Source organism: Bradyrhizobium sp. 2TAF36 (assembly GCF_052114925.1).
Lineage (GTDB): Bacteria > Pseudomonadota > Alphaproteobacteria > Rhizobiales > Xanthobacteraceae > Bradyrhizobium > Bradyrhizobium barranii.
This window is the reverse complement of record NZ_JBFRFR010000008.1, coordinates 97958-115917: the sequence shown is the minus strand read 5'-3', so window position 1 is coordinate 115917 and position 17960 is coordinate 97958. Positions and strand designations below refer to the sequence as shown.

20 protein-coding genes are annotated in these 17960 nt (G+C 65.2%); 8 read left to right on the top strand and 12 right to left on the bottom strand.

Features of this window, described 5'->3' with window-relative positions; all coding sequences use genetic code 11:
- Both AB4Z51_RS06165 and AB4Z51_RS06160 read left to right on the top strand, forming a co-directional pair.
- Nucleotides 1-579, top strand: coding sequence for an HdeD family acid-resistance protein (locus tag AB4Z51_RS06165; RefSeq protein WP_063983474.1), 579 nt, complete (start codon nt 1-3; stop codon nt 577-579).
- 232 nt (nt 580-811) lie between these two features.
- On the top strand, nt 812-1897 hold the full coding sequence (locus tag AB4Z51_RS06160) for a 3-deoxy-7-phosphoheptulonate synthase (RefSeq protein WP_135213543.1): 1086 nt from the start codon (nt 812-814) through the stop codon (nt 1895-1897).
- A gap of 58 nt (nt 1898-1955) precedes the next feature.
- Here AB4Z51_RS06160 and AB4Z51_RS06155 read toward each other — a convergent pair whose 3' ends face one another.
- The 3 genes from AB4Z51_RS06155 to epmA are packed head-to-tail and all read right to left on the bottom strand — an operon-like array spanning nt 1956 to nt 4412.
- On the bottom strand, nt 1956-2213 hold the full coding sequence (locus AB4Z51_RS06155) for a hypothetical protein (RefSeq protein WP_085401231.1): 258 nt from the start codon (nt 2211-2213) through the stop codon (nt 1956-1958).
- A gap of 43 nt (nt 2214-2256) precedes the next feature.
- Nucleotides 2257-3351, bottom strand: coding sequence for a lysine-2,3-aminomutase-like protein (locus tag AB4Z51_RS06150; RefSeq protein ID WP_135213542.1), 1095 nt, complete (start codon nt 3349-3351; stop codon nt 2257-2259).
- Nucleotides 3348-4412: an EF-P lysine aminoacylase EpmA gene (epmA, locus tag AB4Z51_RS06145; RefSeq protein ID WP_441497166.1), complete on the bottom strand. Its 1065-nt coding sequence runs from the start codon at nt 4410-4412 to the stop codon at nt 3348-3350. The genes AB4Z51_RS06150 and epmA overlap by 4 nt, the downstream gene beginning before the upstream one ends.
- A 162-nt stretch (nt 4413-4574) precedes the next feature.
- Here epmA and efp point away from each other — a divergent pair, with 162 nt between their 5' ends.
- Both efp and AB4Z51_RS06135 read left to right on the top strand, forming a co-directional pair.
- Complete coding sequence (gene efp / locus AB4Z51_RS06140; protein WP_063983478.1) at nt 4575-5141, top strand: elongation factor P; 567 nt, start codon at nt 4575-4577, stop codon at nt 5139-5141.
- Nucleotides 5142-5158: 17 nt separating this feature from the next.
- Nucleotides 5159-6781: a M23 family peptidase gene (locus tag AB4Z51_RS06135; protein ID WP_135213540.1), complete on the top strand. Its 1623-nt coding sequence runs from the start codon at nt 5159-5161 to the stop codon at nt 6779-6781.
- Between the two features lie 31 nt (nt 6782-6812).
- Here the strand turns inward: AB4Z51_RS06135 and AB4Z51_RS06130 are convergent, their stop codons facing one another.
- Together AB4Z51_RS06130 and AB4Z51_RS06125 are read right to left on the bottom strand one after the other, a co-directional pair.
- Nucleotides 6813-7316, bottom strand: a complete 504-nt coding sequence (locus AB4Z51_RS06130) for a cupin domain-containing protein (protein ID WP_135213539.1) — start codon at nt 7314-7316, stop codon at nt 6813-6815.
- Nucleotides 7317-7348: 32 nt separating this feature from the next.
- Nucleotides 7349-7828, bottom strand: coding sequence for a carboxymuconolactone decarboxylase family protein (locus tag AB4Z51_RS06125; protein ID WP_441497165.1), 480 nt, complete (start codon nt 7826-7828; stop codon nt 7349-7351).
- A gap of 53 nt (nt 7829-7881) precedes the next feature.
- Between AB4Z51_RS06125 and AB4Z51_RS06120 the strand changes: the two genes are divergently transcribed.
- Complete coding sequence (locus AB4Z51_RS06120; protein WP_135213537.1) at nt 7882-8412, top strand: MarR family winged helix-turn-helix transcriptional regulator; 531 nt, start codon at nt 7882-7884, stop codon at nt 8410-8412.
- A gap of 6 nt (nt 8413-8418) precedes the next feature.
- On the opposite strand, the gene AB4Z51_RS06115 is transcribed toward AB4Z51_RS06120, so the two are convergent.
- The 3 genes from AB4Z51_RS06115 to AB4Z51_RS06105 form a co-directional block, all read right to left on the bottom strand.
- Complete coding sequence (locus tag AB4Z51_RS06115; RefSeq protein ID WP_135213536.1) at nt 8419-8607, bottom strand: hypothetical protein; 189 nt, start codon at nt 8605-8607, stop codon at nt 8419-8421.
- An 84-nt stretch (nt 8608-8691) separates the two neighbouring features.
- Complete coding sequence (locus AB4Z51_RS06110) at nt 8692-8943, bottom strand: hypothetical protein (RefSeq protein WP_028161293.1); 252 nt, start codon at nt 8941-8943, stop codon at nt 8692-8694.
- Nucleotides 8944-9016: 73 nt separating this feature from the next.
- Complete coding sequence (locus AB4Z51_RS06105; protein WP_135213535.1) at nt 9017-9277, bottom strand: hypothetical protein; 261 nt, start codon at nt 9275-9277, stop codon at nt 9017-9019.
- Nucleotides 9278-9410: 133 nt separating this feature from the next.
- On the opposite strand from AB4Z51_RS06105, the gene AB4Z51_RS06100 reads away from it, so the two are divergent.
- Nucleotides 9411-10640: a lytic murein transglycosylase gene (locus AB4Z51_RS06100; protein WP_135213534.1), complete on the top strand. Its 1230-nt coding sequence runs from the start codon at nt 9411-9413 to the stop codon at nt 10638-10640.
- A gap of 70 nt (nt 10641-10710) precedes the next feature.
- Here AB4Z51_RS06100 and AB4Z51_RS06095 read toward each other — a convergent pair whose 3' ends face one another.
- The 3 genes from AB4Z51_RS06095 to recJ all read right to left on the bottom strand — a co-directional run bounded on the left by AB4Z51_RS06095 (nt 10711) and on the right by recJ (nt 14360).
- Nucleotides 10711-11508, bottom strand: a complete 798-nt coding sequence (locus AB4Z51_RS06095) for an aldolase (RefSeq protein ID WP_071914263.1) — start codon at nt 11506-11508, stop codon at nt 10711-10713.
- Nucleotides 11509-11616: 108 nt separating this feature from the next.
- The gene (locus tag AB4Z51_RS06090; protein WP_071917473.1) at nt 11617-12426 is read right to left on the bottom strand and encodes an SDR family NAD(P)-dependent oxidoreductase; all 810 of its coding nucleotides are present in this window, start codon (nt 12424-12426) and stop codon (nt 11617-11619) included.
- A 92-nt stretch (nt 12427-12518) separates the two neighbouring features.
- Nucleotides 12519-14360: a single-stranded-DNA-specific exonuclease RecJ gene (gene recJ / locus AB4Z51_RS06085; RefSeq protein WP_441497164.1), complete on the bottom strand. Its 1842-nt coding sequence runs from the start codon at nt 14358-14360 to the stop codon at nt 12519-12521.
- A gap of 283 nt (nt 14361-14643) precedes the next feature.
- Here recJ and AB4Z51_RS06080 point away from each other — a divergent pair, with 283 nt between their 5' ends.
- Nucleotides 14644-15720: a methyl-accepting chemotaxis protein gene (locus AB4Z51_RS06080; protein ID WP_135213532.1), complete on the top strand. Its 1077-nt coding sequence runs from the start codon at nt 14644-14646 to the stop codon at nt 15718-15720.
- A gap of 80 nt (nt 15721-15800) precedes the next feature.
- On the opposite strand, the gene AB4Z51_RS06075 is transcribed toward AB4Z51_RS06080, so the two are convergent.
- Complete coding sequence (locus AB4Z51_RS06075) at nt 15801-16559, bottom strand: sulfite exporter TauE/SafE family protein (RefSeq protein WP_135213531.1); 759 nt, start codon at nt 16557-16559, stop codon at nt 15801-15803.
- Nucleotides 16560-17174: 615 nt separating this feature from the next.
- Here AB4Z51_RS06075 and AB4Z51_RS06070 point away from each other — a divergent pair.
- Nucleotides 17175-17918, top strand: coding sequence for an SDR family oxidoreductase (locus AB4Z51_RS06070; RefSeq protein WP_441497163.1), 744 nt, complete (start codon nt 17175-17177; stop codon nt 17916-17918).
- The last annotated feature ends 42 nt before the right edge of the window (nt 17919-17960 follow it).

Genomic DNA, 17960 nt, shown 5'->3' with positions numbered 1-17960 from the left:
ATGACATCGCCTGAGGATTTTTCCCGGCTGCAATCCGCCATGAGCGAAACGGTCAAGGCGCATTGGAAGGCCTTCCTGTTCGAAGGCATCCTGCTTGCCGTTCTCGGCGTCGCCGCGCTGATCCTGCCGCCGCTCGCAAGCCTTGCGATCACGATCTTTCTCGGCTGGATGTTCCTGATCAGCGGCATTGGCGGGCTGATCGTGACCTATTGGGCGCGCAGCTCGCCGGGATTCTGGTGGTCGCTGATCTCGGCCGCGCTAGCCGTGCTCGCCGGCATGCTCCTGCTGGCCCGGCCGATGCAGGCCGTGCTGACGCTGACCATCGTGCTCGGCGCCTACTTCCTCGCCGAGGGCGTCGCCACCATCATGTATGCGCTGGAGCACCGCCGCGAGCTGAGCAGCCGCTGGTCCTGGCTCCTGATCTCCGGCCTCGTCGACATCGCCATCGCGTTCATGGTGATCACGGGGCTGCCGAGCTCGGCGGAATGGGCGATCGGCATCCTCGTCGGTATCAATTTGCTGTTCGGCGGCGCCACCCTGATCGGCATGGCGCTGGCGGCACGCAAGAGCAACAGTTGAGGGTGCCTCGTGGCCCCTCGCGCCGATTGGGGGGTGACAACCCGCCAATCGCACGCTATATGAGCGGCCATGATCACCCTCGTCACCAGCTATTTTTGGTACTTTAGCTACGACAGCTCGCTGGCGGCAGGAGGATCGCGCTCAATCTGAATATTGAAGCAAACGTCCGAACAAGCCGCCAGACCTGGCGGCTTTTTTATTGCCGGCAGGTTCAAACAGACAGGAGCCCGCCGTGCTGAGCACGACCGACGATCTTCGTATCCGCGAACTGAAAGAGCTGAGCACGCCGGAAGAGGTGATGCGGGAAGTCCCGCGCACGCTCACCGCAACGCGTGTGGTGATGGCGGCGCGCAACGCCATCCATGCCATCCTCAACGGCCAGGACGACCGCCTGCTGGTCGTGGTCGGCCCCTGCTCGGTGCACGATCCCAAGGCCGCGCTCGAATATGCCGAGCGCCTCGCGAGCTTGCGCGAAGACCTTGCCGACCAGCTCGAGATCGTGATGCGAGTCTATTTCGAGAAGCCGCGCACCACCGTCGGCTGGAAGGGCCTGATCAACGATCCCGACCTGGACGGCAGCTTCGACATCAACAAGGGCCTGCGGCTGGCGCGCAACGTGCTGTCCGCGGTAAACAATCTCGGCCTGCCCGCCGGCGCGGAATTTCTGGACATGACGACGCCACAATACATTGCGGACCTCGTGTCCTGGGCCGCGATCGGCGCGCGCACGACCGAGAGCCAGATCCACCGCGAGCTGGCCTCGGGGCTGTCGTGCCCGGTCGGGTTCAAGAACGGCACCGATGGCAATGTGCGCATCGCGGCGGACGCGGTGAAGTCGGCCTCGCATCCGCATCATTTCATGGCGGTGACCAAGCTCGGCCGCTCGGCGATTGCCTCGACCGCGGGCAACGAGGACTGCCACATCATCCTGCGCGGCGGCAGCAAGCCGAACTACGACGCGGCAAGCGTCGCTGCGGCCTGCAACGATCTGGCCAAATCCGGCGTCGCGCCGCTGGTGATGGTGGATGCGAGCCACGCCAATTCGAGCAAGAAGCCGGAAAACCAGCCGCTGGTCATGGCCGACATCGCCGGCCAGATCTCAGGTGGCGAGAACCGTATCATGGGTGTGATGATCGAGAGCAATCTCGTTGCCGGCCGCCAGGACGTGGTGCCGGGCAAACCGCTGACCTACGGCCAGAGCATCACGGACGGATGCATCGACTGGGCGACCACGGCAACCGCGCTCGAGCAACTCGCTGACGCGGTCGAGATCCGGCGCAACACGAAGCGCGCGGGGCTGCACGAACGCTCGGCGTAAGGCCAAAGCCAACGCGGGCGGGGCGAGCTGTCGCGCCCTGCCCGCCGCTAGCCACAAGCTAACAGCCGCGGCAGATGCTCTTGATCTTCTTGTCGAGCGCCGCGTCTTCCTTATTCACGGGATTATTCGGATCGCTCAGATTCTTCTCGTTCGGCACATCGCCGGCGCGCGGCTGGCGATGACCGATGGGTGCCTGCGGCACTGATCCCGACGTGGCGCCGCCGGATGTCGACCCCTTGGAGCCGCTGGGCTGTGCAACCGCCGCTCCGCCAAGCAAGACCACGAGCGACGCTGCCACCACCATGATCTTCTTCATGTCCGTTCCTCCATTCTCAAACCCACGTTCTCTGCATCGCCGCTCACGTCTCGGGCGGATAGAGATGAACGTCGCCGCAATAATCCACGATACGATAGCGCGTTTCCGTCTCCGCTTCACGCGCGTCGGCTGCGGTATTTTGCACCGCCAACACATAATTCGGCCCCACCGGCGATTTGCCGGCGCCGCCGGGAATGTCGATGACATAGTCGGGCTGACACAGTCCTGACACCCGTCCGCGCAACTGCCGCATCAAATCCTGCCCCTGGGCCAGCGTCGTTCGCAAATGCACGGTGCCCGGCGCGAGATCGCCGTGATGCAGATAATAGGGCTTGATCCGGCATTCGACGAAAGCTCGCATCAAATCCGACAAAGCGGCAATGCTGTCGTTGACGCCGCGCAAAAGCACGGACTGGCTCACCATGGGAATTCCGGCATCGGCAAGCCGCGCGCAGGCCGCGCGCGCAGGCCCCGTCAACTCGCGCGCATGGTTGGCATGCACCGCGACCCAGGTGGTCGCGCCCTCGACCTTCAACGCAGCCACCATCTCGTCGCTGATCCGCGCGGGATCGGCTACCGGCACGCGGGTGTGAAGACGGATGATCTTGACGTGATCGATTCCCGCGAGATCGGCCATGATCTCGCTCATCCGGCGCGGCGACAGCATCAAGGGATCGCCGCCGGTCAGGATCACTTCCCAGATCTCGCTGTGCGAACGGATGTAATCGATCGCCGCGCGATATGCGCCGTCCGAGAGCGCGTTCTCCTTGCCGGGCCCGACCATTTCGCGGCGGAAGCAGAAGCGGCAATAGACCGCGCAGACGTGGACGAGCTTGAACAGCACGCGGTCGGGATAGCGATGGACGATGCCCGGAACCGGCGAGTGCGGATGATCGCCGATCGGATCGGCGCTCTCGCCTGGCTGCATCTCCAGTTCCGCGACGGTCGGAACGAATTGCCGCGCGATCGGATCGTCGGGATCGGACGTGTCGATCAGCTCGACCAGCGCCGGCGTGATCGCCACCGCATAGCGCGCGGCGACACGCTCGAGCGCGGGCAGCGCTTCGGCCGGTGCAAGCTGCGCGGCCACAAGTTCGGCCGGCTCACGCAGGGTGCGTGCAAGGTTGGTCTTCGTCATGTCTCACTTAACGTTTCATTTGCGGGCGGTGTCCACACCACCTGATCGATCCCCGCTGCGCCGCTCGCCAGCATCACCAGCCGGTCGAAGCCGAGCGCGACACCGCTCGCCTCCGGCATTTGGGCGACCGCGGCCAGAAAATCCTCGTCCAGCGGATAGGCCTCGCCATAGCGGCGCTGCTTCTCCGCCATCGACTCCGTGAAGCGCTTGCGCTGTTCCTCGGCGTCGGTCAACTCGCCAAAGCCGTTGGCGAGTTCGACGCCGCAGGCATAGACCTCGAACCGCTCGGCGACCCGCGGGTCATCGGCCTTCACCCGCGCCAGCGCCGCTTCTGGAGATGGGTATTCGAACAGAATGGTCAAACGCCCCTGCCCCAGATGCGGCTCGACATGCTCGACCAGGACCTTGCTGAAGATGTCGGACCAGGTGTCGTCCTCCGCCACCCGGACCTTGCCGCCGGCCGCCTGCGCGAGCGCGGCACGGTTACCCTCGCCGCCCGAAATTGTCGACAGCAGGTCGATCCCTGCGAACCGCTCGAAGGCGCCGGCGACCGTCACCAGCTCCGGCTCCGCGAAGGGGTCCGCGGCCCGGCCGCGGAACGAGAAATTCCCGATCCCGGTCGCCTGCGCCGCGCGGGCGATGACCACGACGGTGTCCGCCATGATGGCGTCATAGGGGGCGCGAGCCCGATACCATTCCAGCATGGTGAATTCGGGCAGATGCAGGTCGCCGCGCTCGCGATCACGGAACACCCGTGCGAATTCGAAAATCCGCTCCTCGCCCGCCGCCAGCAGCTTCTTGCAGGCGAATTCCGGCGAGGTCCGCAAGTACCGGCTGGCACGGCTGCCATCGGGCCACATGATCTCGGTCCGGGGGGCGTGCAGATGGGTTTCGTTACCCGGGGAGACCTGGAGGACCGAGGTTTCGACCTCAAGGAACCCCTGCTCGGCGAAAAAGCCCCTGAGAGACCCGGTAATGGCCCCCCTGGCCTGGAGGAACGGCCGCCGGTCGAGGTGCCGCGAGGGCGACCAGAACGGCGAAATCGGCTTGTCCCCAACCATCAACCGGCCGCCCCGCAGGCCAGCAAAATGCTGGCATTCAACGACAAAATGCGTATGTTGCGGCCCGAAACGGGTGCCGCGGTCTGATTTGAGGCCCCAGGTCCCCCATCAATTTGACCACGTCCTGGCCGGAGCCGGGCCAAGCAAGCAGGAAATATAGCTTTGAGAGTCATCGCCAGTTCTATTCGCAAGGGCAACGTGATCGAGCAAGACGGCAAGCTTTATGTCGTTGTGACCGCCGAGAACATCCATCCCGGCAAGGGCACTCCGGTCAGCCAGATCGAAATGCGCCGAATCTCGGACGGGGTAAAGATCTCCGAGCGCTACAAGACCACCGACCAGGTCGAGAAGGCCACGATTGAAGAGCGCAACTTCACCTTCCTCTATGAAGATGGCGACGGCTTCCATTTCATGAACCCGGAAACCTATGACCAGGTCCAGGTGTCCAAGGACGTCATCGGCGATGCGGCCGCTTATCTCCAGGAGAGTATGACGGTCAAGCTGTCGACGCATGACGTCAACGTGGTGTCGATCGCGTTGCCGCAGCGCGTGACGCTGGAAGTGGTCGAGACCGAGCCCGTGACCAAGGGCCAGACCGCCTCCTCCTCCTACAAGCCCGCGGTGCTCTCCAACGGCCTGCGCACCACTGTGCCGCCGCACATCGCCGTCGGCACCCGTATCGTGGTGATGACCGAAGACGGCTCCTACTCCGAGCGCGCCAAGGACTAAGCGAGGAATCGGAGCAGGTGCCGCCGGGGGCCGAGACAGTGGTTGGGAAAAGTTTCCGCTTCGTCTCGCTGTTTCTGGCGGCGCTTTCGCTTCTCACCGCCACGCCGCTCGCTGCGGACGAAATCCGCAGCCCTTCGCTCACGGCGCTGCGCGTCGATTGGCGCGCAGCGCTCGACCAGCTCCGCACCGAGGTCAACAGCCGTCCCCCGATCGCGGGCGACTTCATCTTCGCGCCCCGCCGTTCGGTGCCACGCTACGATCCGCGCGCGATGCCTGCGCTGGTGCAGCTCAACGCGGTCTCATCGCAATTCTTCACCGGTATCGCCCGCAGCTCCGTGCCCGTGCTGCTGCCGTTCGATGCTGCCGCCTATCTCGAGGCGCAGCGCAATCGCGCGCCGGGGACACTCGCGCTCTCGCACTATCAGGCCGATTTCAATCCCGTCGACATGTTTGATGCCGGCCCCTCAGGTTACAGTGCCAGCTTCTCGCTCGAACCCGGTGCCGGCGACGGCCTGCCGAGCCGCGTCTACACAAGGCCGGTCGAGGTGCAGATCACGGGCTCGGCACTCGTTTACGACGTCGCCGATCCCGCCGGCGGCAAGGGCGAGCAGGTCAAGCCGCTTGCGGCAACCTATCCGGACCTGCGCAGGTTCATCCGGGAAGGCTATGTGCGCTACGCCTTCACCCGCTTCGGCGTTGCCTATGTCGTCTCCATCCAGTGCCTGGACAGCATCGCAAAGCCGCGGAGGCTCGCCTGCAAGGAAGCCTATCCGGTTGCCGAGCGCTTCCTGAAAGGGCTCCGCATCGCCGGCGGCCAGCGCATGCGGCCGCTGACGGACATGGCCTCCGGCATCATCGATCGTCCTTCAGCGCGGTCGCCGGATTTCACCTACCGACCGAGCGGCGATATCATCCCGAACACCGGCTATCGCAACAAGGCCGGCCATCCGGATGTGATGGCCTATGCGCAGATCCGTTTTCCGCTCGAAAAGGCGCCCGCCTTCGTGCGTTCGCAATCCTACGGCAAGCGCGACAAGAGCGACGGCCCGACGGCCTATCCCTGGCGCGACAATTTCTGCGAGTCCCGCAGTTTCGAGGTCTGGCAGTGCGGCGGCGGTTATGGCCACCAGGGCGAGGACATCCGCGCCGCCGAATGCCCACCGCCCGGCGAAGGCCACGAACCCTGCGATCGCAAGCAGCGCGGCGTCGTCGCGGTGCGCGACGCCATCGTGATCCGCGGCGCCAAGGATCAGGCCGCGACGCTCGAGGTCAACAGCCGCACCGAGCATATCCGCTTCCGCTATATGCACATGAACCCGCAGGCGCTGACCGCCGACGGCATGCTCAACGGCCGCATCGTCACCGAAGGCGAGAAGATCGGCGTGGTCTCCAACTATCTCGACCATCCCGCCGGCACATCGATGCATTTGCATTTCGACGTGCAGGTGTTTACCCGCGACGGCTGGATCTGGGTCAGTCCTTACGTCACGCTGGTCTCGGCCTATGAACGCCTGATCCACGCCCGCGGCCGCGAAGTCGGCCCCGAGATCGCCGGCACGCCGCAGCCGGTGGCGCATGCGTTGCCGGAGGACGTGATCAAGCCGGACCTGCGCGAGGGATCGAGCGGCGAGGAGAATTAAGGGGCGAGTTCGCTCATGCGGCCGCTACGGACTACTCCAACAGCGTCGTCAGCTGCGCGCCCTCGTCCGCCACGAATACCGCGATCAATTCCGCCGGCTCGGTCGTGCTGGCATTGGCCGAGACCAGATGCGTCGATCCCGGCGGCTCGAAGAAGGACTGGCCGACACCAAATGTCTCGACAGGACCGCCGCCAAGCTGGGAACGGATTTCACCCTTGGTGATGTAGGCGGTCACCGAACCCGCGTGACGATGCGGCCGCGAGAATCCGCCGGGCCCGTAGAACACACGCACGATGGTGACGCGCTTGCCCGGGACGTTCGGTAGCGCGTAGGAGCCGATCGGCTCGACCTTGTCGAGCGGTGAGCTCTCCGCTGCGGTCGCGCAGAGCGGCGCCAACGCGCCGGATACGGCGTCCATCGTCACCGGCAACGCGTTGCCGATCGCAAGCGCGCAGGCGAGCCCGCCGACGACGGCCAGCGCCATCGAGCGCGATGGCACCGGACGCTGCGCATGGGTCAAACTCATTGCAGTCATGATAACCTCCCCTTGTTTTCTCGTTGTTGCAATCAAGATACCGCGGCGCTCGCTGCGACCGGCCGCTTCGCCGGTGTCCAGCGATACGCGGCGCCAAAGCGGTTCCAGACGTTGATCGAGGCGACCGCCGAGGTCAGGTACATCAGCTCGGCCTCGGAGAATTCGCCGGAAGCGTCCGCATAGACCTCTTCACTGACGCCATCGGGCAGGAAGGTCAGCGCCTCCGCCCAGGCCAGCCCGGCCCGCTCGCGCGCGGAAAAGACCGGCGCCTCGCGCCAGACCGCAACCAGATTAAGCTTGTCCACGGGCACCCCGATCCGCTCCGACAACAGGACGTGGTGCTGCACGCAGAAGGCGCAGCCGTTGATCTGCGAGGCGCGCAGCTTGACCAGCTCGAGCAGCTGCTTGTCGAGGCCCGCCTTGGCCGCCACCTGGCCGAGCGCCAGCACCAGCTCATACGCATCGGGTGCGATCTTCTTGAAATCCTCGTACTCGCTGCGGGCGTGTGACATTGCCGTTCACCTCGTGTATTGTAAGACTACTTACATCTTATAAGAGCTCTTATATGACACGCAAGACCGCTGCCATCACGAAATCGAAGGCTTCGCGGAAGCCGGCCGCGCCTGCCGAAATCGCTGCCGTTCGCGTGCCTGCGCCCGGCGAAGGCAAGCGCGGTGAGCAAGGTTATCTCGGCTATCTGCTGCGACAAGCCCACGCCGCGGTCCGCCTGACGATGGAACGGACGCTCGCCGACCTCGGCGTGACGTCGCCGCAATTTGCCGTGCTGACCATGCTGAACGCCTATCCCGGCCTCTCCGGCGCCGACGTCGCCCGGCTCACGTTCCTGACCCCGCAGACGGTCGGCGTGATCATTCGCAACCTCGATCGCGACGGTGCGATCGTGATGACGCCTCATCCGGTCCACGGCCGGATCCAGCAATGGACGCTGACGCAGCGGGGAACGACGCTGTTGAAGGCTTGCAGGGAGCGCGTGATCGCGCTGGAGAAGCGCCTTGCCGCAAGTCTGGACGCCAAGGCAGAGACCGCGATCCGGCGCTGGCTCGCCGGCATTGCCGCCGATTTGCAGGAGGACTAACCGGCTCTAGTCGCCGCCGCCTCCGTCACCACCGCAGCCGCCGTCGCCTCCATCGGCATCCGAGAAATCGCTGACGGCGCCGTCGCCCTGGATGCCACGACCAAAGTTCTCGGCGATGATCATCAGGATCACGACAAACAGCCCGGCGCCGAACGGCCAGGGATTGGTACGGATGATGTCGAACAGCTCCCGCATGCGCGCATTCTGGGCAGACGGAAGCAAACCGACCGTAAAGCGACAGGCTTGAAATTGGGGATATCCGGGCAAGCCTAAGGACGCTCAGCCGCCCTTCAACGCTTTCTTAACCTCGCCGTCGGGCCAGGCATCGCCCGCCGCGCTCACGCGCACGCGGCTCTGATCGGCGGCATTCACCAGCACATGCGAACTCGTCCGATCACCGCTCGGCTCGAGACGCAGATCGGTTTCGGGCTTCCAGCTCAACGTGGTCGCGAGATCGCCGGGATAGATCCGCCATTGCGATCCGTCGTCGAGCTCGACGACGTGGCTTTCCGCATGTGCCCGTATCTTCATTCCACCCCGAATTCTTGATGAGCAGACTGCGTGTAGAAGGCGAGCCCCGGCGCTCGGCCGGGGCCCTGCTCCGTCAGTCGTTGTCGTGATGAAGCACGGTCTTGCTGCGATTGCCGAATTCATCTTCCTTCTTGATCACCGTGGTGCGGTTGGCAGGCTCGCGCTCCCTGATGACCGTAGTGCGGTTGCGATCGCGGTCCCGCTCACGATATTCGTGGGACTGTCCGACCGTCACGCCCGCACCGACCGGGCCGACGTGAACGCCGACTTCGTCAGCGAATGCAGGGGCGGCGATGGCCGTGACCATGGCGGCGGCAAACAGATATCTCTTCATCTTCGTCCTCCAGTGTATGCGGAGGGAATGCGGGACTGCGACACTTTGTTCCGGCGGAACGCGGCGCGACGGCCTGTTCCCGGTGTTCCAGGAACCGGCCCACAGCAGCCGTGTTTCCCGCTAGAATGGGTCCATGAAACAAGCTGATTCCTCGGCCAATCACAGCCGCCGCGCCCTGCTTCGATCCACGCTCGGCGCAGCCGCACTCATCACATTCCCCACGCAGCTTCTCGCCGCGCCTCCGGGCTTCGACGAATGGCGCGAGGGTTTTCGTGCGCGCGCCATGGCGAAGGGCATTTCGGCCGCGACCTGGCAACGCGCGATGGCGCGGGTCGAGCCCGACATGAGCGTGTTCAAGCAGATGCGCAACCAGCCCGAATTCCACGAGCAGGTCTGGCAATACATCAACCGCCGCGTCTCGGACTGGCGCATCATCAACGGCAAGATCGCACTGAAAAACAACGAGGCGCTGCTCGCGCGCATCGAGCGCGATTTCGGCGTCGAGCGCGGCACGCTGCTGGCGCTGTGGGGCGTGGAGTCCGCCTATGGCGATCCGCTGGTGCAACAAAACCACATGACGCCGGTATTCCCCTCGCTCGCCGCGCTCGCCTGGAACGAGCCGCGGCGAAAAGCCTATTGGGAGACCGAGCTGATCAACGCGCTGCGCATCGTCGACAAGGGCTGGAGCACGCCGGAGCAGATGCAGGGATCCTGGGCCGGCGCGATGGGGCACTCGCAATGGATGCCGGAGGTCTGGCTCAATGTCGGCATCGACTATGACGGCGACGGCAAGGTCTCGCCGTTCGGCAAGCCCGACGACGCGCTGGGCTCAACGGCAAAGTATCTGGTCAATCGCGGCAAGTGGCGCCGTGGCGAGCACTGGGGCTACGAGGTGCGCGCATCCGGCGAGGCGAGCGGCAACCGGACCTACGCGGCGTGGCAGGCGGCCGGCGTCACCCGCGCCGATGGCCAGCCGTTTCCGCAACCGAATGCATCCGCGCAGATGTGGACGCCGGTTGCGGGCGGGCCGACATTCCTGCTGGGACCGAATTTCTATTCGGTGAAGAGCTACAATCCCTCGATGAACTATGCGCTCGCAATCTGCCATCTGGGCGACCGCTGCCTCGGCGCGCCGCCCTTTATCCAGCCCTTCCCCGGCTCAGAGCGCGCGCTGACGCTCGCCGAGGTGCAGGAGATGCAGACGCGCCTGACCAAGGCCGGTTTCGACACCGGCGGCACCGACGGCCGCGTCGGCAACGACACCATGAAGGCGATCAAGGATTTTCAGCAGCGCGCGGGGATCACGCCCGCCGATGGTTATGGTGGGCTGAAGGTGCTGGCGAAGTTGCGGCAGGGATCGTAGGGCCCGCTCTCTCACTTTGTCGTTCCGGGGCGCGCCACTTGGCGCGAGCCCGTAATGACGGCGGTTGGGGTCAGTGCCGGTACTGCGGCTCTTCCGCGTCCAGCTGGCGGCGGATCGCGGCGAGATGCAATCGCGCGGATTCGGAATCGCCTTCGCGCATCTGCCTGTAGGTTTCCGCCGCGATCGCGGGATCGACCGGCAGCACCTTTCGTCCCGTCGACATCGCCAGCACCTGCACCTCGGCGGCGCGCTCGAGATAGTAGAGATCGTCCCAGGCCTCCGCGATGGTCGGCGCCAGCACCATCACGCCATGATGCTTCATGAAGACGATGTCGGCATCGCCGACAGCGGATGCGATCCTCGCGCCCTCGCGGTTGTCGAGTGCGAGGCCGTTGTAGTCGCGGTCCACCGCGGTGCGGCCGTAGAATTTCAGCGCGGTCTGGCCGGCCCAGATCAGGGGATCACCCTCGGTCATCGACAACGCCGTGGCGTAGGGCATGTGGGTGTGGAAGGCGACCTTCGCGCGCGGCAGGCGCTTGTGCATCTCGGCGTGGATGTAGAACGCGGTTGCCTCGGGCGCGCCCTCGCCGTCGAGCACGTTGCCGTGGAAATCGCAGATCAGGAGCTTTGACGCCGTCAGCTCGCGGAAGGCGTAGCCGTATGGATTGACCAGGAAGAGATCGTCATGGCCGGGCACCACGGCCGAGAAATGGTTGCAGATGCCCTCCTCAAAACCATTGCGCGCGGCCATGCGGAAGCAGGCCGCGAGGTCCTCGCGCGCGGTGCGGATCGCGTCGGTGGCGAGATCAGGCCGGTTCGAGCGGAACGGCGCAGGTGCGGATGAGGAGGATTGAAGGCTGTGCGCCATGGCGAAGGAAACCTCTTTCGGTCGGAAGAGGCCCGCGTTGTACAGGGCCGACGCCTCTGCGTCAGCCCCCGCCGGCGCCACCCTGCCCTTCGCGTCTTGCGCGGCGGCTTATTGCCGCCGCGGCACGCCGCCGGCGTTCATGCCGCCATCGATGACGAGCTCGCTGCCGGTGACGTAGCGCGACGCATCGGAGGCCAGATACAGCACGCCGGAGGCGATCTCCGCGGCCTGCCCGGCGCGACCGAGCGGCGTCGCGACCTTGGCCCGCTCCTCGGGGTCGATCGGGGCGTTCTGGCCGGCCCCCGTCGCCCCCGTCGGGATCTTGCCCCAGATCGGGGTGTCGATGATGCCGGGGTGCACGGAGTTGACACGAATGCCGTCGCCGGCCGCCGCACACTCCATCGCGATCGATTTGGCAAACAGCCGCACACCGCCTTTGGTCAGCGAATAGGCCGACAGGCCCGGCGCACCGCGCAAGCCCGCGAGCGAGGACATCATGACGATGGAGCCGCCGCCGGTCTTGCGCATCAGCGGCAGGCAATGCTTCACGGACAGAAACACGCCGTCGAGGTTGATCGCGTTCTGCTTGTGCCAGTCAGCGAGCGTCATATCGACGATCGAGGGTACCGCAATGCCGATGCCGGCATTGGAGACCATGATGTCGAGCCGGCCATAGCGCTTGGCGATCTCGGCGACGATCTCGATCCAGGGCTCCTCGCTGGTGACGTCCTGCTCCAGGAAGATCGCCTTGCCGCCGGCTTTGGTCACGCGCTTGGCGAGCTCGGGGCCGCGCAGCTCGTCGATATCGGTGACGACGACAGTGGCGCCTTCGCGGGCGAACAGCTCGACGATCGCCTCGCCAATACCCGACGCACCGCCCGTCACCAGCGCGACCTTGCCCTCAACCTGCCCTGCCATGTTCACTCCCATTTTTTGTTGTTTGAGCGGCTCATTTTTGACGCATGATCTCCGCGCAAACGCGTACCGCGTTTGTCGCGAGGGATCTTGCGTTATCTAATCACGGATGGCCCCTGATCCGGTAGCGCGACGTCGACGACGCGGAATTGCACGCGCTCGGCGCCCTGGTACCGGTCGACCGACAACGATCCCGCGACATGCAATTGCTGACCGCGATTGGCGAGAAGTGCATTGCCGAGCTTCTGGCCGACCGAACGGAACGCAATGCCGTTGACGATCGAGCCGTCGCCAGACTTGAAGCGTAGCCTCAAATGCGCCTGTCCGACCTCATCGGCATAGACGAGCTGATGCGATGGCAGCGCCAGCACGACCTCCGGATTGCCGCTGCCGAAGGGACCGGCGCGGTTGAGCGTGGTCGCAAGCTCCGTCGTCACGGCGCGCGCGGACACCGCGCCGTCGACATAGAGCTCGTTGACATGGCGCGCCTCGGCAACGTCCCGCGCCAGCGCATTTTCGAGATAGGCGCGGAATTCGGCGAGCTTCTCCTTCCGCAACGTTACGCCCGCGGCCATCGCGTGGCCGCCGCCCTTCAGCAAGATGCCGTCGGTCACCGCCTGCCGCACCGCCTTGCCGAGATCGACGCTGGCGATGGAGCGGCCCGAGCCGGTGCCGATGCCGCCGGGCTCCAGCGCAATCGCAAAGGCCGGCCGTGAAAACTTCTCCTTCAGGCGGGACGCGACTAGGCCGACCACGCCGGGATGCCAGCCTTCGGAGGCCGTGACGATGACGCCAATCTTGTCCTCTAGCCCGATCGAGGCCAGCGCCTCGGCTTCGGCCTGCGCTTCGGCCGCCTGCTCGATGACGCGGCGCTCGCTGTTGAGGCGATCGAGCTCGGCCGCAATCCGAGCCGCCTCGACGCTGTCGCCTTCGAGCAAGAGCCGCACGCCAAGGTCGGCGCGGCCGATGCGGCCGCCGGCATTGACGCGCGGCCCCAGCATGAAGCCGAGATGCCAGGCCTCCGGCGGGCCGTTGAGCCGCGCCACGTCCATCAGCGCGGTGTGGCCGACATGGTCGCGCCGCCGCATCGCGATCAGGCCTTTTGCGACGAAAGCACGATTGAGCCCGATCAGCGGCGCGACATCCGCAACAGTGCCGAGCGCGACGTGATGCAGCATGCCGAGGAGATCGGGCTCGGGCATCTCGCTCGTCCAGAAGCCGCGCTGGCGCAGCTCGCGGTTGACCGCGACCAGCGTCACCAGCACGAGGCCGACGGCGGCGAGATGGCCAAGGCCCGAGAGATCGTCGAGCCGGTTCGGATTGACCAGCGCATCGACCTCCGGCAGCTCCGTGCCGGCCTGGTGATGATCGATCACGACCACGGACATGCCGAGGCGCTTGGCTTCAGCGAGCGGCTCGATGCTGGTGGTGCCGCAATCGACGGTGACGAGCAGCGTGGCGCCCTTCGCGGCCAGCGCGCGGATCGCTTCAGTGTTCGGGCCGTAGCCTTCGAAAATCCGGTCGGGAATATGGATCAGCGGATCGAGCCCGCAATGGCGCAGATGCCAGGCGAGCAGCGCCGCCGAGGTCGCGCCGTCGACGTCGTAGTCGCCGAAGATCGCGACCTTCTCGCCGCGCATCGCTGCGTCCGCGATCCGCTTCGCGGCGGCCTCCATCTCGGTCACAGTGTACGGGTCCGGCAACAGCTTGCGGATGGTCGGATCCAGGAAGTCGCTGACGCCATCGATGTCGATGCCGCGGCCCGCCAGCACCCGTGCCAGCAACTCCGGCAGCTGGTGCCGCTGCACGATGGCGAGCGCCTTGGCAGCCCCGCGCGCATCCAGCCGGTCGAGCCAGAGCTTGTCGGTGAGCGAGCGCGCGACGCCCAGAAACGCCTGGGGCACTTCGACGGGCAAGGCGGTTGCGGGCGGCGTCATGAGTCGAGACTGGCTTGAGGAACCCGGGAATCGAACCGGGCGTTGCGGCGATCGGCCGACAATGACGATTGACCTGGAATCCCCCGGGATTTGCAATGTCCACGCCGCACAAAGCGGTGGATTGCCGCTTTGCTGCGCGGACTGACTATCATTTGGGCATTCCGTGGAACAGCAAATTAAGCAGGCGTTAGGCGGAATCTTCGAAAAAGACTCGTATTCGATCTGTAATTAGTTGTTCCGGGTTCGTTGCAGATCAGGCCTCATTGCCAAGGGAAGCTCCCCGATGTCTGCTGCGCTGGGTCTGAAAGCCAAGCCGATCGCCACCGAACCCGCTGATGACGATTCCGATATCTCCGCACTGATCAATCGCCTGACCGCGGAGGTCAACCAGATCGCAGTCGACAAGACCAAGGCGATTCAGCAGATCACCAACCAGATGAAGATGCTGGCGCTGAACGCGCTGATCGAGAGCTCGCGCGCCGGCGCGCAGGGCGCCGGCTTCGCGGTGGTGGCGCAGGAGGTGCGCGGCGTCGGCCAGCAGGTCGAAACCATCGCGCGCGAGCTCGAAACCCAGCTGACGAAGCGCACCGGCGATCTCGTTGCCTCGATCGACCGCATGAGCCAGCGCTCGCGCGGCGAGCGCATGGTCGACCTGTCGCTCAACGCCATCGAGCTGATCGATCGCAATCTCTATGAACGCACCTGCGACGTGCGCTGGTGGGCGACCGATTCCGCCGTGGTCGATTGCGCGGCCTCGCCCAACGCTGCTGCCGTCTCCCATGCCTCGCAGCGCCTCGGCGTGATCCTCGGCGCCTACACCGTCTATCTCGACCTCTGGCTCTGCGACCTCGACGGCAATGTCATCGCCAACGGCCGCGCCGACCGCTTTCGCGTCGTCGGCCAGAACGTCGCCCACACAAAGTGGTTTCGCGAGGCGCGAACCTTGCGCTCCGGCGACGACTATGTCGCCGGTGACGTCGAGAACCAGCCGCTGCTCGGCAATGCCCAGGTCGCGACCTATTGTGCCAGCGTCCGCGCCGGCGGCCAGGCCAACGGCGCGCCGATCGGCGTGCTCGCCATCCATTTCGACTGGGAGGCGCAGGCCCGCGCCATCGTGCAGGGCGTGCGCGTCGGCGACGGCGACAAGGCGCGCGTGCTGCTGGTCGACTCCAATCTGCGTGTCATCGCAGCTTCCGACGGCCAGGGTATTTTGAGCGAGCGCATCGCGATCTCGCTGAACGGCCAGCGGTCCGGCTTCTATCACGACCGCACGGGCGCGCTGGTCGCGTTCCATGCGACCCCGGGCTACGAGACCTATCGCGGCCTCGGCTGGTACGGCGTGATCGTCTGCGGGGCGTGACGACATCATCGCGTGATCTGTGAGCGCGGCAGCGTGACCGTCGAACGATGGTCGCGCCGTGATGCGGAGTGACTTGCAGCCTATCCGAGATAGCCAGACACTCCGTCCCACAACAGCTTCAACGCCGTCACGGCCAGCAAGCCATGGCACGCCCGGTAGATGTGCCGCTGGTCCAGCTTTCCGTGCAGCCGCCAGCCGAGCCAGACGCCGCTGGGAATGGCAAAGAGGCACGCCGCCATCACGATCCAGACGTTGCCCGCCGGCCGCACCAGCAACAGCCAAGGCACCGCCTTGATCGCGTTGCCGACGGTGAAGAACAGGCTCGTCGTTCCCGTGTAGACCTCCTTGCTGAGGCCAAGCGGCAGGAGGTACATCGCCAACGGCGGTCCGCCGGAATGCGCGACCATGGTCGTGACACCCGAGGCAAGACCAGCAGCAACCGCCTTCGGCGAGGAGCGCGGACGAATGACCACCTTCGGATCACTCACGAGCCATATGCCCACGAAGCTCAACGTCACGACCGCCATCACGATCGCCACGGCGCGATGGTCCAATACACGGAACAAGAGATAGCCGAGGGCAATGCCGATCACGAGCCCGGGCAACAGCACCACCAGGTCTGGCTTCGACCATGTCGAGGGCTTCCAGTAGCGCAGCGCGAACAGGTCCATGGCGAGGAAGAGCGGCGCGAGCAGGCCGCCCGCCGTGACAGGATCCATCACGCACGACAGCAACGGAATGCCTACGATGGAGAAGCCGCCGCCGAATGCGCCCTTCATGAAGCAGATCAGGAAGACGCCGGAAAAGGCGATGATCACCGTGGCGGCCGTCAAATCCATCTGCGCATCTCCATGACCGGCACGCTCGCGCCTCGGCGCACGTCACGCCGAAACATCGCGGGCGAGACTCGGCTCAGGTCGCCGTGACTTCGTCATCGGTTGCTGTTGGGCCGGCATCGGTCGACGTCGCTTGCGAGGTCCGAGGCGGCTCGGCCTCCGCTGGAAAAAGAGACCGGGCAGCACTGAAGGCAGGCCAAAGGTCATTCCGAGGAATGCCAGAAACACATCAAGATAACTCACGCTCATTCTGTTGCTCCGCTTTGTCGGGCGCGACCACCTCTCGGTGCATTTGAGGGTCGATGTGCTGCAATATGAACCGGTACAAATATCAGTACAATAAGAACATTGCCCTCGGTGCAATTTCGTCGCCTCCGCACGAGCAGAGCAGACGCAGCAAACCCTTTGCGTTGGACTTCGATCCGACTACGGCGGGCGCGGCGCCCACCCCGTCGCAATGAGACTTCTGAGCATTTTCCGGCAAGGCAGGCCGGTTACAGGCAAGAGCTTGCCGCATTGCTCGGCTACGCTGCGCTTCGCATCACGTTGGGCGGACGTGACGTGATCGGCCCACGGACCTGGATCACTCACGCTCGCCCCATGCCGAGGAGACATGCCATGAAGATCGTCGTGATCGGCGGGACCGGATTGATCGGATCCAAGCTCGTGACGAAGTTGAAACAACACGGCCACGAGGCCGTTGCAGCCTCGCCGAAATCAGGCGTGAACGCCGTGACCGGGGAAGGCCTCGCAGCAGCGCTGGCTGGCGCGGATGTCGTCGTCGACGTTGCCAACGCGCCGTCCTGGGAGCCCGCCGCCGTGCTCGATTTCTTCCAGCGCTCGAGCACTAACCTCGTCGCGGCAGAGGCGGCCGCGGGCGTGAAGCATCACGTGGCGCTGTCGATCGTGGGGACCGAACGGTCGCCCGACAATTCCTATTTTCGGGCCAAGCTCGCCCAGGAGACCATCATCAAATCCTCGTCGGTCCCCTACTCCATCGTTCGTGCCACCCAGTTCTTCGAATTCCTCGGCGCCATTGCTGAAACGGCTGTGGTCGAAGGAAAGATCGTCGTCCCGTCCGCACTGTTTCAGCCGATCGCCGCCGAAGACGTCGCTGATCGCCTCGCAGAGGTTGCCATGGGCCGGCCGCTCAACGGCACCATCGATATCGCAGGACCCGAGAAGGCCCCCTTCAATGAATTCATTGCGCGGCGCCTGAAAGCGTCCGGCGACGCCCGACCGGTGTTGGGAGACCCGAAGGCACCGTACTACGGCGCCCCCATCGACGACACATCGCTGAACCCGCTCGGCGAGGCGCGGCTCGGAAAAACGCCGCTCGCAACGTGGCTCGCAAGGCTCTGAGGATCCGCCAGACCTTCCATCACGACAACCACTGCAATGAAG

Coding starts and splice junctions, on each gene's coding strand:
- AB4Z51_RS06115 (WP_135213536.1), bottom strand. CDS start 8,607: ATGCGGGAGCTGTTCGACATCATCCGTACCAATCCCTGGCCGTTCGGC.
- AB4Z51_RS06150 (WP_135213542.1), bottom strand. CDS start 3,351: ATGACGAAGACCAACCTTGCACGCACCCTGCGTGAGCCGGCCGAACTT.
- AB4Z51_RS06095 (WP_071914263.1), bottom strand. CDS start 11,508: ATGGCGCACAGCCTTCAATCCTCCTCATCCGCACCTGCGCCGTTCCGC.
- AB4Z51_RS06110 (WP_028161293.1), bottom strand. CDS start 8,943: ATGAAGATACGGGCACATGCGGAAAGCCACGTCGTCGAGCTCGACGAC.
- AB4Z51_RS06090 (WP_071917473.1), bottom strand. CDS start 12,426: ATGGCAGGGCAGGTTGAGGGCAAGGTCGCGCTGGTGACGGGCGGTGCG.
- AB4Z51_RS06105 (WP_135213535.1), bottom strand. CDS start 9,277: ATGAAGAGATATCTGTTTGCCGCCGCCATGGTCACGGCCATCGCCGCC.
- AB4Z51_RS06120 (WP_135213537.1), top strand. CDS start 7,882: ATGACACGCAAGACCGCTGCCATCACGAAATCGAAGGCTTCGCGGAAG.
- AB4Z51_RS06125 (WP_441497165.1), bottom strand. CDS start 7,828: ATGTCACACGCCCGCAGCGAGTACGAGGATTTCAAGAAGATCGCACCC.
- AB4Z51_RS06080 (WP_135213532.1), top strand. CDS start 14,644: ATGTCTGCTGCGCTGGGTCTGAAAGCCAAGCCGATCGCCACCGAACCC.
- AB4Z51_RS06165 (WP_063983474.1), top strand. CDS start 1: ATGACATCGCCTGAGGATTTTTCCCGGCTGCAATCCGCCATGAGCGAA.
- AB4Z51_RS06100 (WP_135213534.1), top strand. CDS start 9,411: ATGAAACAAGCTGATTCCTCGGCCAATCACAGCCGCCGCGCCCTGCTT.
- recJ (WP_441497164.1), bottom strand. CDS start 14,360: ATGACGCCGCCCGCAACCGCCTTGCCCGTCGAAGTGCCCCAGGCGTTT.
- AB4Z51_RS06130 (WP_135213539.1), bottom strand. CDS start 7,316: ATGACTGCAATGAGTTTGACCCATGCGCAGCGTCCGGTGCCATCGCGC.
- AB4Z51_RS06070 (WP_441497163.1), top strand. CDS start 17,175: ATGAAGATCGTCGTGATCGGCGGGACCGGATTGATCGGATCCAAGCTC.
- AB4Z51_RS06075 (WP_135213531.1), bottom strand. CDS start 16,559: ATGGATTTGACGGCCGCCACGGTGATCATCGCCTTTTCCGGCGTCTTC.
- AB4Z51_RS06155 (WP_085401231.1), bottom strand. CDS start 2,213: ATGAAGAAGATCATGGTGGTGGCAGCGTCGCTCGTGGTCTTGCTTGGC.
- epmA (WP_441497166.1), bottom strand. CDS start 4,412: ATGGTTGGGGACAAGCCGATTTCGCCGTTCTGGTCGCCCTCGCGGCAC.